Source organism: Paenibacillus enshidis (assembly GCF_042136365.1).
Taxonomy (GTDB): Bacteria; Bacillota; Bacilli; order Paenibacillales; family Paenibacillaceae; genus Paenibacillus; species Paenibacillus enshidis.
Genome location: NZ_JBHHMI010000008.1, coordinates 124,193 through 136,833 on the forward strand (window position 1 = coordinate 124,193; position 12,641 = coordinate 136,833).

At 52.5% G+C, this 12,641-nt stretch carries 11 protein-coding genes; 10 read left to right on the forward strand and 1 reads right to left on the reverse strand.

The window, feature by feature from the left end:
* Positions 1-54: 54 nt before the first annotated feature.
* Positions 55-939 carry a carbohydrate ABC transporter permease gene (locus ACE41H_RS11645; protein WP_375355419.1) on the reverse strand — a complete coding sequence of 295 codons (885 nt, stop codon included), beginning with the start codon at positions 937-939 and terminating at the stop codon, positions 55-57.
* A 312-nt stretch (positions 940-1,251) separates the two neighbouring features.
* Between ACE41H_RS11645 and ACE41H_RS11650 the strand changes: the two genes are divergently transcribed.
* From ACE41H_RS11650 to ACE41H_RS11695, 10 genes are read left to right on the forward strand one after another with little or no spacing between them, the layout of a single operon-like run.
* Complete coding sequence (locus ACE41H_RS11650) at positions 1,252-2,175, forward strand: ABC transporter permease (RefSeq protein WP_375355518.1); 924 nt, start codon at positions 1,252-1,254, stop codon at positions 2,173-2,175.
* A gap of 21 nt (positions 2,176-2,196) precedes the next feature.
* Complete coding sequence (locus tag ACE41H_RS11655) at positions 2,197-2,841, forward strand: YesL family protein (protein ID WP_375355420.1); 645 nt, start codon at positions 2,197-2,199, stop codon at positions 2,839-2,841.
* 15 nt (positions 2,842-2,856) lie between these two features.
* Positions 2,857-4,368: an extracellular solute-binding protein gene (locus ACE41H_RS11660; protein ID WP_375355421.1), complete on the forward strand. Its 1,512-nt coding sequence runs from the start codon at positions 2,857-2,859 to the stop codon at positions 4,366-4,368.
* 27 nt (positions 4,369-4,395) lie between these two features.
* Positions 4,396-5,919 carry an extracellular solute-binding protein gene (locus ACE41H_RS11665; RefSeq protein ID WP_375355422.1) on the forward strand — a complete coding sequence of 508 codons (1,524 nt, stop codon included), beginning with the start codon at positions 4,396-4,398 and terminating at the stop codon, positions 5,917-5,919.
* Between the two features lie 46 nt (positions 5,920-5,965).
* Complete coding sequence (locus ACE41H_RS11670; protein ID WP_375355423.1) at positions 5,966-7,120, forward strand: glycoside hydrolase family 88/105 protein; 1,155 nt, start codon at positions 5,966-5,968, stop codon at positions 7,118-7,120.
* Positions 7,107-8,459 (forward strand): glycoside hydrolase family 28 protein, encoded by a 1,353-nt coding sequence (locus tag ACE41H_RS11675; RefSeq protein WP_375355424.1) that lies wholly within the window; start codon positions 7,107-7,109, stop codon positions 8,457-8,459. The genes ACE41H_RS11670 and ACE41H_RS11675 overlap by 14 nt, the downstream gene beginning before the upstream one ends.
* A gap of 15 nt (positions 8,460-8,474) precedes the next feature.
* The gene (locus tag ACE41H_RS11680; RefSeq protein WP_375355425.1) at positions 8,475-9,365 is read left to right on the forward strand and encodes a dienelactone hydrolase family protein; all 891 of its coding nucleotides are present in this window, start codon (positions 8,475-8,477) and stop codon (positions 9,363-9,365) included.
* 35 nt (positions 9,366-9,400) lie between these two features.
* Positions 9,401-10,366 carry a pectinesterase family protein gene (locus ACE41H_RS11685; RefSeq protein ID WP_375355519.1) on the forward strand — a complete coding sequence of 322 codons (966 nt, stop codon included), beginning with the start codon at positions 9,401-9,403 and terminating at the stop codon, positions 10,364-10,366.
* Between the two features lie 3 nt (positions 10,367-10,369).
* Complete coding sequence (locus tag ACE41H_RS11690; protein ID WP_375355426.1) at positions 10,370-10,816, forward strand: hypothetical protein; 447 nt, start codon at positions 10,370-10,372, stop codon at positions 10,814-10,816.
* Between the two features lie 5 nt (positions 10,817-10,821).
* Positions 10,822-12,399, forward strand: a complete 1,578-nt coding sequence (locus ACE41H_RS11695; RefSeq protein ID WP_375355520.1) for a glycoside hydrolase family 43 protein — start codon at positions 10,822-10,824, stop codon at positions 12,397-12,399.
* Positions 12,400-12,641: the final 242 nt, after the last annotated feature.

The following is a 12,641-nucleotide window of genomic DNA, read 5'->3' on the forward strand; positions in this document are numbered from 1 at the left end:
TCGCTTCTGCAGAACATTGCGGAAGCAAAGACTTCTTTTTCTTTTAAAAACGGTTCATCCTTTAACTGCTCCCAGCAGCGCGCCTTTCGTAAAGTGCTTCTGCACAAAAGGATACGCGATCAGCATCGGTACGGTAGCGATCACGATCACCGCCATTTTGATCGTTTGCGCCGGCGGAATGACATCCACGGAGGTGTTTTCGGCCTGCATGCCGCTGGAGACGATGACGATTTGGCGCAGCAGGATCTGGATCGGCCATTTGTTGGAATCGTTCAAATAAAGAATGGCATTCATATAAGTGTTCCAATAAGTAACGGCATAGAACAAAGAAATCGTTGCGATGGATGGCAGCGCCAGGGGCAGCATGATCTTCAGGAATACGCCAAAGTCCGTTGCGCCGTCCATCTTGGCCGATTCCTCCAGACTGTCGGGCAGGGCCTGAAAAAAGTTGCGCATAATGATCATGTTAAAGGCGTTGATGGCCACCGGAAGAATAAGCGACCAGTAGGAATCGATCAGACCGAGGCTTTTCACCACTAGAAAGGTTGGAATCATGCCGCCGCTGAACAGCATTGAGAAGACGACAAGAAAGTTGATGACATTTCTGCCCAGCAGATATTTTCGGGACAATCCGTAGGCCATAAATGCAGTCAGCACCATGCTTACGAACGTTCCCACCAGTGTCACTCCGACGGATACGCCCAGGCTTTTGAAAATAGTCGGTGTGGAAAGGATGTACTTGTAAGCATCCAGGGAGAATGTGGTCGGGAACAGAATGAACTTCTTGGCCACTACTTCCTGGGTTGAAGCGAAGGAACTGGCTATCACATTTACAAAAGGCAGGAGACAGGTAAGGGCGATGAGAATGAGTAGTGTACTGTTTACCGTCGTGAAAATGCGGCCGCCCACAGTGTTTTTCTTTCTGAGTCGTTGTGCCATGTGTTATCCTCCCTGTATTCGTTTACATGTAGACTTTATCAGGAGCCCCCGGTTACGTACATAATCAGCTTGTGAGGTGTTGCTGCACGGGCGAAAGACGGTCTGCGGCTGCCGATAATCATGAGCTGATAAAGTAATCACCAGCTAAGGTAAGAAGTACGGAAAGCCGCGGTGTTACAGCTTTTTGCAAACGCTATCAATTAATGATTATGTACGGAATGCGGGAAAACACATACGCTGGAAGACGTAAACGGAGCGTCTAAAGGAGGTTGCCAAGTGAAGGTTTCAACAGCTGCAGCAGTGGATGTGAAAATGGAAAAAAGGAAAAAAACGGCCAGTCATTTCGAAAGTATCCGAAGAAACAAACTCCTGTATCTGATGGTTTTGCCTGGAGTGCTGTATTTTATCATCTTCAAGTATTTTCCCATGGGCGGGTTGATCATCGCGTTTCAGGATTATCAGCCGTTTCTCGGGATTCTGGGCAGCCCGTGGGTCGGGTTAAAGCATTTTATCCGCTTATTTACGGAGCCTACTTTTTTTATGTTACTGAGCAATACGCTGATCTTGTTCGCGCTGAATATTGTCATTTTCTTTCCGCTGCCGATCATTCTCTCCCTGATGCTGAATGAAGTGAAGAACCGGTATTTCAAAACGGCCGTGCAGACGGTCATTTATATTCCGCATTTTATGTCCTGGGTCATCATCGTTTCCATTTCCTACGTGTTCCTGACCGTGGACGGGGGTGTGCTCAACGAGGTCATTGCCGGTCTTGGGGGCGAGAAAATCAGCTTCCTCACCTCGCCGGAATGGCTGCGTCCGGTCTACATCGGGCAGATCATCTGGAAGGAGCTTGGCTGGTCCACCATCATCTATCTGGCGGCTATCACCGTTGTGGATACTCAACTGTATGAGGCGGCAGAGATGGACGGAGCGGGCAGATTCCGGAAAACTTGGCATGTAACGCTGCCGGCGATCCGGCCGGTTATTATTACGTTGTTGATCCTGAAGATCGGCAGCACGCTGGATCTCGGTTTTGAGCATATGTACCTGCTGCTGAACTCGCTGAACCGCGAGGTTGCCGAAATTTTTGATACGTATATCTATACGGCAGGGCTCAAGAACGGCCAGTTAAGCTTCAGTACGACGGTAGGCTTGTTCAAGGGTGTCGTAGGTCTGGTCCTGGTGGTCTTGTCCAACAAGCTCGCGAAGAAATTCGGAGAAGACGGCGTTTATTAATCAGGATGGGAAGGATGCGCGATGATACAGTTTGTGGAAACGCTGAACCAATGGTGCATGCGCCTGCTGCGGCTGGTGTATTTGAATCTGCTGTGGACACTGGCTGTCATCCTGGGTCTGGGTGTGTTCGGCATCGGCCCTGCGACGGCTGCCATGCTGAGCATCCAGCGGCAGTGGATTCGCGGTAATGAGGATGAGGCTATATTTCCCGCTTTTGTCCGCTATTTCCGGGAGAACTTCAAGGAGGGCGTGCTGCTCGGGGTTATCTATGGACTTGCCGGATATGTGCTGTATGTCGATCTCCTGTATGTCTCCTCCTGGTATGTGCGGGTGGTCGTGCTGCTTGGCGTTTTTCTGTATATGATTTCGCTGGCTTATATTTTTCCGCTGCTCGTCCATTACGACTGGAAGGGCATCGGGTTCAAAATCCGGATGTCGCTTGTGATCGGCTTCTCCCACCTGCAATACACACTTGTGCTGTTTGTGGCGATGGCCGTATCCGGCGGACTCATCCTGCGTTTTTATCCAGGAATTCTTACCTTTGCCGGAGCCAGTCTGATCGGCTATCTCGTGATGTGGATGACCCATCAGGTATTCACCCGGATGGAACGGGCGGCTGCGGCGAAGGAGGAAGATATAGCAGTATCCGTCTCACCAAAAATATAAAAAGGGGCAGTGAAAATGAAGCGAAAAGGTATAAAAACGGCGGTTTTGTTCCTCTGTTGCGCATTGCTGTTGACAGCATGCGGCGGCGGTCAGAGTACGGGAGAGGAGGCCGGGAGTTATGATGAAAACGCAAAAGCAACGATTACCTGGCTGAATATTTTGCACACAGCTTCTCCTCCAACGGATACCATACTGAACAAGATTGAAGAGAAAACGAACACAGACATTCAATTTTCCTGGATTCCGGATGCCTCCAAGGAGGAGCGGATCAATACGGCATTGGCCTCCAACTCCCTGGCGGACGTCGTTACTCTGACGATTCTTGATAACTCCTCCGTCCGGAATGCGTTGAAATCCGGCATGTTCTGGGAGGTAGGTCCATACCTCGATGAATTCCCGAACCTGGCGAAGATACCTGAGGATACCCGCAAATCGGCCTCCATTGGCGGCAAGCTGTACGGGGTTCCTTTCCAGAAGGATCTTGCCCGCAACGGGATTACCATCCGCAAGGACTGGCTGGATAAGCTCGGCCTGGAGCTTCCGAAAACGACCGATGACCTGATGGCTGTCGCGAAGGCTTTTACCGAACAGGACCCTGACGGCAACGGTGTAGCTGATACGACCGGTTTTGTGGACCGGAATGACCTGATCTATGGCGCCTTCAAGACGCTGGGCTCTTATTTCGGCGTGCCGAACAATTGGAAGGTCAGCGAAGACGGTAAAATGACGCCTGAATTTGAAACCCAGGAATATATCGATACGATGAATTTTATGAAAAATTTATTTGATAACGGTTACATTAACAAGGATTTTGCCGTCACGGCCAAAACGGACCAGCAGCAGAAATTTGCCCAGGGGAAAGCGGGCATCTACGTCGGCGCTTTATTTGACAGCAAAAACCTGCTGAATATGGCCAAGGGCATACAGGACAACATGGAGCTTGAAATTGTCAACAACATCACTACCACCGGCAACGAAAGCGACCGCGCGATCTGGGCGGCCAATAACGGCATCGGAGGCCTCATTGCGTTCCCGAGATCGGAAGTGAAGGATGAAGCTGAGTTGAAGCGTATCCTTAAATTCATCAATGATCTGATGGACGAGGATGTCTACGCGCTGATGACTTACGGCATCGAAGGCACGCATTATACGGTAGATGCGGATAATGCGACGACGATTACAGATACGGATTTGTGGCAGCAGGAGGTGCAGCCGTTTTCTTCCACCCGTCCCAAAGAGTTCGGCTATGACATCCATGATGCAGACCCGTTAAAGCAGAAATCTGATAAGCTGATCAAGGAAAATGCGAAGCATGCCGTATTGAATCCGGCTTATTCGCTGGACTCGGAAACATACACGACACAGGGCTCCGAGCTGCAGAAAATCATGACAGATGCCACTTACAAGTATATCCTGGGCGAATCAAGTCTGGAGGATTTCAAGGCGTCGGTGCAGACCTGGAGGGATTCCGGCGGCAACCGGATGATTGAGGAATATGAAGCGGCGTATAAGGAAGTTCACTCATAAAACTCATTCATAACAGGAGTAGAGCCTATGAAAAAAAAGAGCTTTAAGCGAACGTTGGCGATCAGCATAGCCGTGCTTCTGACCGGAACTCTGGTTTTAACCGGATGCGGAGGAGGGGCAGCCGAGAAGGGGGCGGACGCCAATCAAACCTATGACCCGAATTCGGCCCTGTCCTTGACGTGGCTGAACATTCTGCACACGGCTTCTCCGCCGACAGATGTCATTCAGAAGAAGATTGAGGAATATACCAATACGAAGGTCACCTTTAACTGGGTGCCTGACGCCTCCAAGGAGGAGCGCATCACCACGGCGCTTGCTTCAGGACAGTTGGCGGACATTGTTACCTTGACGCTGCTGGATAACTCGTCTGTGCGCAGTTCCTTGAAATCCGGATTGTTCTGGGATGTCAGTCCATACCTGGATGATTACGAGCACCTGAAGGAAATCCCGCAGGAAGTAAGGAAAGCCGCCTCCATTGGAGGCGGGCTGTATGGGGTGCCGTTTCAGAAGGATCTGGCCCGAGGCGGACTGGTGATCCGCAAGGACTGGCTTGACCGTCTGGGGCTGAAAGTACCGACAACCCTGGATGAACTGTACGAAGTAGCTAGAGCCTTTACGGAGGACGATCCGGACGGGAACGGGAAAGACGATACGGTTGGATTTGGGGACCGTTCTGATCTGAGATACAGCAGCTTTAAAACGATAAGCTCCTATTTTGGCGCCCCCAACGGCTGGAAGGTTGACGAGCAGGGCAAGTTTACGCCTGAATTCGATACACCGGAGTATATGGAAGCGCTGAATTATTCGCGGAAGTTGTATGAGAACGGGTATTTGATCCAGGACTTTGCGGTGACGGCCAAATCGGACCAGCAGCAGCAGTTTGCCCAGGGCAAGACAGGCATTTATACCGGGATGATTGATATCGCGAACCTGAAGAATCTGGCGAAGGGGATTCAGGACGGGATGCAGGTCGTGCCTGTCAACAAAATTTCAAAAGGCGACGGCCAATATCATATCTGGTCCGAGGGCAACGGCGTCGGCGGACTGCTGGCGTTTCCGAAGTCAGAGGTGAAAACCGAAGCGGAGCTGAAGCGGCTGCTGCAGTTCGTGGACGATTTGATCGATGAAGAAGTGTACATGTATATGACCGGCGGCATTGAAGGGGTTCACTATGAATTTGACGGGAACGAGGCGTTCAAAAAGCTGGATCAGGATAAGTGGCAGGCGGATGTACAGCCATTTTCCAGCTCCAGACCGAGTGAAGTCACCTATTCCTTGAAGGATGCCGATCCGGATAAAGATTTGGCCAATCAGCTGGTGAAAGAGAATGCGGAATTTGCCGTGCTTGACCCTAGCGTTCCGCTGGATTCGGCAACCGCTAATGAAAAGGGAACAGAGCTCGATAAGATCATCACAGACGCCACCATCATGTATATCATGGGCCAAATTGATGAAAACGGATTCAAGCAGGCGGTGCAGAATTGGAAGAATGCCGGTGGAGGCCAAATCATCAGCGAATATGAGGCGGCTTACAAAAGCTCGAATCCCTGAGAGGCCAATAACGCAATGACATGATCAAACCGGGGAGGGGAAGACGTTGAATACACAGTGGGCCGTGCGGACGGCCGATTCCATTATGAAACGTACGCCAAGGCTGTATGAGGCGAGAGGTTATAACAGCAAGTGGTCCTACGATTTCGGGGTTGTGCTGAAAGGTTTTGAAGGACTCTGGAAGCGGACGGGGGACCGGAAATATTTCCGGTTCATCCAGGACAACATGGACTACTTCATCCAGGAGGATGGGAGCATCCGTGGTTATCATCAGGAAGAGTACAACATCGATTATATCAACAATGGCAAGCTGTTATTCTCTCTGTACCGCGAAACCGGGCAGGAAAAATACAAGCAAGCGGCTGCCCTGTTAAGGGAACAGCTTGAATCGCATCCGCGAACCTCCGAGGGGGCATTCTGGCATAAAAAGATTTACCCATACCAAATCTGGCTGGACGGCTTGTATATGGGATCCCCGTTTTATCTGGAGTATCTGCTGACCTTCGAAAATGGTGAAGGGCTGGACGATGTGACAAAGCAGTTCATCCTGTGCGAACGGCATACAAAGGATGAGACCACGGGCCTGCTGTATCATGCCTGGGATGAGAAGCGTGTGCAGTCATGGTGCAACCCGGATACGGGATTGTCCCCCAACTTCTGGGGGCGTTCCCTGGGCTGGTATGTGCTGGCACTGGCGGATGTGCTGGAGCTGCTGCCTGACAGTCATGCCGATTATGACACGCTGTGCCGCATCCTGCGGGATACGCTGGCAGCTTTGCAAAAATATCAAGATGAGGCCACCGGCGTCTGGTATCAGGTGGTCGATCAGGCGGAACGCAAGGGCAATTATCTCGAGGCCTCCGCATCAAGCATGATCACGTATGCCATGGCCAAAGGCATTCGGCTGGGTGTGCTGGACCAAATCTGGCTGGACCCGCTCGACCGCGCATTCCAGGGTGTTATCACCGAATTTGTGACGGAAACAAAAGAGGGCCTGATCAATTTGAACAAAGTCTGTCAGGTCGCAGGCCTGGGCGGTGCCGACAAGAGGGACGGGACGTTCGCTTATTATATCAGCGAGCCGATTATAACCAACGACCAGAAAGGGCTGGGGGCTTTCCTGAAGGCATGCTGCGAGTACGAGCGACTGAAGGATCCTGCCGGACAGCAGATTGGAGAGAGTTCTAATGCAGGTGTATAACATCACAGATTACGGAGCGTCCCGCGATAGCGAGACGCTTGCCACTACAGCCATTGCGGATGCGATTGAAGCAGCAAACCGGGCCGGCGGAGGCACGGTGTATATTCCTGCGGGAACGTACCGGACGGGTGCTATTTTTCTGAAAAGCAATATTGAGCTGCACTTGAGTCCAGGCGCCGTGCTGTGCTTCAGCGCGGACCCCGAAGATTATCCGGCGGTGCAATCCAGATGGGAGGGGGTTAACCGGCAGGTTCATGCCTCTTGCATTTATGGGGAGAACCTGGAGAACATCTCGCTCACTGGATCGGGCACGCTGGAAGGAAACGGCCAGCCCTGGTGGGAGAAGCAGCGGAACGCGCCCGAGGATTTACAGTTTCCACGTCCCAAGCTGATCAGTTTGGACGGCTGCCGACGGGTAACCATCAAAGACCTGAACTTGCGTAACTCGCCGTCATGGACGGTGAATCCGATCCGTTGCAGCGATGTTACCATTGACAACCTGTCCATCTATAACCCTGCGGATTCCCCGAATACGGACGGAATCAATCCCGAATCGTGCCGCAATGTGCGCATCAGCAACTGCAGCATTGATGTCGGGGATGACTGCATTGCGATCAAGTCCGGGACGGAGGACAGCGCAGAGCGTATTCCATGTGAAAATATTACGATTACAAACTGCACAATGGTGCATGGACACGGCGCAGTCGTGCTGGGCAGCGAAATGAGCGGCGGCATTCGCAATGTCACGATCAGCAATTGCATTTTCCAGCAGACAGACCGCGGTATCCGGCTCAAATCCAGACGAGGACGCGGAGGTACGATTGAGGATATACGCGTGACCAACATCGTCATGGATCAGGTCATCTGTCCTTTCATTCTGAATCTGTACTATTTCTGCGGCCCGCGCGGCAAGGACAAATATGTGTGGGACAAAAATCCGTATCCGGTTACGGAGGAAACCCCATGCTTCAGACGCATTCATTTTGATCATATTACGGCCCGCAATGTCCACGCCTCCGCAGGCTTTCTATACGGGCTGGCAGAACAGTATGTTTCTGAAATTACATTCACGAATATCGACATTTCCATGGCTGAACCAGCCATTCCGGGTCTTCCGGCAATGATGTCAGGACTGGAAGAGATGCAGAAGCGCGGCTTTTATTTGGGCAATGTGCGGGACATTCTGTTCCAGCAGGTGACGATCGAAAACCATGAAGGGCCTGCTTTTTACATTGAAAACGGGGAAGAGGTTGAGGTCATCAACTGCCGCTCGAAGAATACCGCCAAACCGGAAAAGCTGATGGAGCAGGTGACCGTGACGCCGGCATCGACTTTGTGAACGGAGAGGATGGGTATGGAGAAGGATTTGTTGCTGAGTTTATTGGGTGATATCCCTCCGGAAACGCCAATGTCGGCAGAAATGATGCAGCAGGAGGAGCGGGACGGATACAGGCTGGAATCCGTTTTGCTGGACCTTAACGGGCTGGAGCGGGTGCCTGCCTCTATCGCTTTTCCTTTAACAGGTGAGGGGCCTTATCCACTGGTCGTGTTTAATCATTCGCATGGCGGAAATTATGCCAACGGTCGCAACGAGCTGATCCGCAGCAGCCCGTATTTGCAGCAGCCGTCATTCGCCTCGGTGCTGACAGGGATGGGCTATGCGGTGTGCTGCATCGACATGTGGGGATTTAATGAACGGGGCGGTAAAACCGAAAGCGAACTGGTAAAAGAAATGCTGTGGCACGGCCGGGTCATGTGGGGCATGATGCTCTACGATAACTGCCGTTTGCTTGATTATATGTGTACACGCAAGGAAATTGATGCTGCACGGATCGCGACCATCGGCATGTCGATGGGCGGCTTGATGGCATGGTGGCTGGGGGCGCTCGATGAACGGATTGGGGTCGTCATCGACATTTGCGGACAGGTGGAAGCCCACACGCTTATCGCCAAAAGAGGCTTGGACCATCATGGTTTTTATTCGTATGTTCCCGGACTGTTGAAGCATTTCACCACATTGGACATTCAGAAAGGTATTGTCCCCCGCCCGCGCATGAGTCTGACGGGCAGGAATGACAGGCTGTGTCCTATTGAAGGGGTCGAGCACCTGGCTGAAGGGCTGGCGGCAGCATACCGTGAAGCAGGCAAGCCGGAGCATTGGCAGCCTGTGATCACTTCCGGAGGGCATATGGAGACGTTGGAAATGAGGGTGGCATGGCAGCGTTTTTTGGCCAGCCATCTGTAATTTCCGGATCATTGCAAGGAAGGGACGTGCGCATGATGCTGGTAGGAAAAGAGCCCTTTTGTGATTTCGCCACCATTCAGGCTGCTATTGATGCTTTGGAGCAGAGCGACCCGCAGCAGCCGGAGACTCTGTATATTTTGCCAGGGGTTTATAAGGAGACGGTTCGCATTTACCGCTCATGGCTGCGTATGGTGGGCATCGGTCAGGTGGAAATCACTATGGACCGGTATGCCAAAGAGCTTGACGAGCAGGGCGAGGAAATCGGAACGTTCGCCACTCCCACCCTGTTTCTGGGAGGACGCCGACTGGTGCTGGAGAATTTGACTGTCTCCAATACAGCCGGGCAAGGGGAGGAGATTGGGCAAGCGGTGGCCGTATATGCGCATTGCGATGAAACGGTGTTCCGGAATTGCACCTTCAAGGGGCATCAGGACACCCTGTTTACCGGACCGCTTCCGCCCAAGCCGAAGGAGCGGGCGAGCTTTGGCGGCATCCAGCTGCGCGAGCACCATGCACAGTATCGGCAGCTGTACCAGCACTGCCATATTGAAGGAACGGTGGACTTCATTTTTGGCGGGGCGACCGCTTTTTTCGAGAGCTGCGAAATCCGCAGCCTGCGGCATGCAGGCGGTCAGCAGGGGTACATCGCCGCCGCGTCTACGCCGCAAGGGCAGCAGTATGGTTATGTGTTCAAAAATTGCTTCTTGACCGCCGATCCGGGCGTTTCATCCGTTTTTCTTGGCCGTCCGTGGCGCGAATATGCAAAAACGGTGTATGCCGGCTGCCGCATGGGCGGGCACATTCATTCTGCAGGCTGGGATAACTGGGACAATCCGGCGAACGAAGAAACAGTCGATTACCGTGAATATAACGCACGTGATGCGGCGGCACTGCGCACGATTCGTGTGCCGTGGGCAGGGTGCCTGGCTGCAGGGGAGAAGGCATGGACGAAAGGCAAGGTTTTTGCCGGAACGGACTTTTGGCAGGATGGAGGGGACTAGGCGATGACGTTACGAAAATGGGAAATCGGCCTATGCTGGCTTGCATCTGTACTGTCGGCTGTGTTTGCTGGCGGATTTTCTATGGTGATCCTGCAGATGCCTTTGGGAACCTTCGAAACGACACTTTTTCCGCTTTTGCAGGAGAGTGACGGCGGTTTGATGCTGCAGGAAAGCTATGAGGGAATGCGCACGCTGGGGGCCTGGTTCGGCATTACGGTCATGGCCGTGCTGATCCTGGCGATTCTGGCCGGGCTATGTGCAGGCAAGAACCGTCGCTTAATGGCGGCGGCCGTCTGTTATGTGCTCGCTGGATTATGCCTGCTCCTCGGTACTCAATATCTTGGCTTTCCGCTCGCATTTTGTTATTTTGCGGCTGCGGTTTTATGTGCGATTCGGAACAGGCGTCTGACTACGGCGGATGAGGAAAAGGAGAACCCTGGAACCTTATGAACAAAATGATTGAGAATCCGATTTTGCGAGGCTTTAATCCTGACCCGTGCATCGTGCGGGCCGGGGAGATGTACTATATCGTCGTCTCGTCCTTCGAGTGGCTGCCCGGCGTGCGGGTGTATCAATCGCGGGATCTGGCACGCTGGGAGCATTACGTCGATATTTTGACCGATCAGGTTGATCTGCGGGGCAATCCGAAGAACTGCAGCATCTGGGCTCCCCAGCTCAGCTATCATGATGAGCTTTTCTATCTTGTTTATACAGATGTGAAGAGCACCCGGCGTCCCTTCAAGGATGCTCATAATTTTCTGATTACTGCCCCTTCGATTGATGGACCCTGGTCGGAGCCTGTGTATTTGAACAGCAGCGGCTTCGATCCTTCCCTATTCCATGATGAGGATAGCCGCAAATGGCTGCTGAACGCCCTATGGGATTACCGGATCAAGGAAAGCAATAAATCAAGCGGCATCGTTATGCAGGAATATGACAGCGTGCAACAGCGTTTAATCGGCGAGCCTGTCAAAATTTTTGACGGGACATGGTTAAAGAAAACGGAAGCGCCCCATATTTACAAGCAGAACGGCTATTACTACCTGATTACAGCCGAAGGGGGAACCGGCTCCGGACATGCGGTAACCGTAGCGAGATCACGGGAGTTGTCCGGTCCCTACGAAGTGGACCCTCACAATCCGATGCTGACCTCGCGGGATCATCCGGAACTGGAGCTGCAGTGTGCGGGACACGGAAGCCTGGTGCAGACTCCGGACGGAGATTGGTACATGGTGCATCTGTGCACCCGGCCCATGGAAGGAAAGTATGCGATTTTGGGACGGGAGACTGCCTTGCAGCAGGTCTGTTGGGATAGTGATGGCTGGCTGCGACTGACGGCAGGCGGCAATACGCCGTTGGTACAGGTTCCTGTGCCAGATGGTGCGGGTCTTAACGCAGACATGCAGGTGCGGAACCGGGAGTTCGCGGATGAATTCGACGGTACAGAGCTGAAAAAAGCCTGGAATACATTGCGCATATTGGCGGATGAAAGCTGGTGCTCGCTGGCGGCGCGTCCCGGCTACCTTAGAATTACAGCGGGGGAGTCGGTGCAGAGCCTTTTCCGGCATCACTTGCTCGCCATTCGGCAGACGGATAAACGGTTCCGTGCAGAAACGGTGCTGGAGTATGACCCACAGAGCTATTTGCAAATGGCCGGGCTGTTGCTCTATTTGAATGATGAGAGCTACCTGTATCTCTGTGTCAGCCGGGATGAGACACTGGGAAAGGTGCTTCGGATGATGAAATGTGAAGGGGACCAATTTATGCTGCTGCCGGAAGCGGTGGTTATTGACGAGCATGTGCCCGTTCATTTGGCTGTGGAGGTTAATGAGGCGGATGCGCAGTTTTATTACCGGACCGGGACGGATGCGGATGCCGGGGATTGGAAGCCGCTCTTTGAGCAGCAGCGGATCAGTTTCCTGTCTGGGGGCTTTACAGGCAATTTTATCGGCATTGGTGCTCACGATATGCAGCAGTTCGCAGGCAGCCATGCTGATTTTTCCAGCTTCCGCTATTTTGGCAAAGACGAGTAAACCCTGCACCTTATAACTCAACTTTCGCAGCATGAAATCGTCAAACAAGCCCTGAAATAACGGGGTAAAACGGAGATCTACTGCTGGGTTGACGCTGAATCAAAGCAGACCGCTTTTTGCTAGCTTTCTTGCAGGAAGGGCATTCGGCCCCCTCAGAGTCTAGTAGCCAGAGTGAGGTTAGTGTGTTGTCTGGTGCCTTTCCATACAGCTTTGCACGATTATCCCTTTTGCTCAGAATGCGG